The sequence below is a fragment of the Desemzia sp. FAM 23989 genome, from assembly GCF_045528345.1.
GTDB lineage: Bacteria > Bacillota > Bacilli > Lactobacillales > Carnobacteriaceae > Desemzia.
This window is the reverse complement of the sequence record NZ_JBGQQT010000048.1, coordinates 1-1,697: the sequence shown is the minus strand read 5'-3', so window position 1 is coordinate 1,697 and position 1,697 is coordinate 1. Positions and strand designations below refer to the sequence as shown.

The following is a 1,697-nucleotide window of genomic DNA, read 5'->3' as shown; positions in this document are numbered from 1 at the left end:
GTAAGCGCAAAATGAAACGGTATATAGATATAACAAATAACCCTTGCTACAATAGTTTTGTATTACAGTAAGGGTTATTTGCAGCTTTCTTGAACTTCTTTACTCCATGGTAATAGATTTTGAAGTAATTCGGGTTCTTCTTTAAATGGAGTAGTGGGTAGTTCTTCAAATAAGTATTGAAGATACTTATATGGGCTTAATCCATTAACTTTTGCAGTTTGAATAATACTATAAACTACACCACTCGCTGTTGCACCTTTGGTGCTGGTAGAAAAATTCCAAACTTTACGACCGACCACGAATGGACGAATACTACGCTCTGCTAGATTGTTTGAGAGCTGGCATTCACCATCCTTAAGGTAGTTCATTAAGTAAGGCTTTTGATTTTTTGCATATTGTAATGCTTTTCCAAGAATTGAACTCTTCAATGCATTTGTATGCTCTACCCAATTCCAAAACTTATTTAAGATTGGAGTCGCTTTTTCTTTCCGTTGAATGAATCTTTCTTCTGGGGAAAGAAAGGCGATTTCTCGTTCAACTTTGAAGAGTTGATCACAGAAGTCTTTTCCAATCTCAGATTGAGATTTGTTTTGCATGGCGTTTTTTGGGATGCCATCATTAAACTTTCTGCGAAGATGAGCCCAACAGCCTACACGTGTTACCTCAGTAACTTTATTGTAACCTTCATAACCATCACAATGCATAAAGCCACGGTAACCTTCTAAAAACTTCCTCGCATTTTCTCCTGCTCGAGTAGGTTTATATTGGTAAAGCGCAATTTGCTCAGGTGAGTCTTTACTACTTTGGTAGAGCCACATATAAGATTTTGTTGTTGCCTTTTTACCTGGTTCTTTTAGAACCTGCATGGTTGTTTCATCTACATGGATAGCTCTCGAGTGCAGAAGCTGTTGATGTAATAGATCAAATATAGGCTTTAACCATTGGTTAGAAGCTTTTATTACCCAATTAGCCATAGTGGCACGGCTAAGTGCAATACCATAGTTTTCCCATTCTTTCTCTTGACGGTAAAAAGGTACACTCAATTCAAATTTTTGGTGCATCAACCAAGCTACTGAACTTGCGGAAGCTAAACTTCTAGGTATAACAGGTGCAGGGGTTACAGCTTTAACAATATTGTCTGCACCATCTTTCTTACAAGTTGGACACTCATAAGCATAGCGCATAATTTTTCTCACTTTTAGGTGAGCAGGAATAAATTCAATTTCTTGGCGAACTTCTTCTTTTCCAATGATTTTTAATTCTGTATTACACCATTCACAATGGCATTCGTCTTCATGTAACATACAATTAACGTTGATGATCGGTAGATTCTTTATTAATTTTTCTTTCTGTCCTACCGTACGTTTTTTTACTTTAATCTCTTGTAAGTGACTGATCTCAGATGCTTTTTTGTCTTGAGATACTTCGGCTTCATTAAAAATATTTAAATCTGCATCAGTAAATAAACTAAGTTGATTTTCGACAGGTGTATTCGTCTTAGACTTCTCACTAGAACGACCAAATAACTTTTGAGTTAACAGCTGCACTTGCTCAGTTAATAAGGCTAACTGTTCAGTTAGCTGTTTATTTTGTTCATCTGCTAATTCTAGTTTCTTCATCAACATTTGTTCCAACTCAGTCATTTTCTACACCTGCCTTTTCTCAAAATCTATAGTCTTATTATACCAAATAAGATA

Annotated in this window: 1 protein-coding gene; it reads right to left on the bottom strand. The window is 35.9% G+C overall.

What is annotated here, in order from left to right; genetic code table 11:
- Positions 1–74: 74 nt before the first annotated feature.
- A complete protein-coding gene (gene tnpC, locus ACEN36_RS12900; protein WP_207558009.1) occupies positions 75–1,643 on the bottom strand; it encodes an IS66 family transposase in 1,569 nt (522 codons plus the stop codon).
- Positions 1,644–1,697: the final 54 nt, after the last annotated feature.

Coding starts and splice junctions, on each gene's coding strand:
- tnpC (WP_207558009.1), bottom strand. CDS start 1,643: ATGACTGAGTTGGAACAAATGTTGATGAAGAAACTAGAATTAGCAGAT.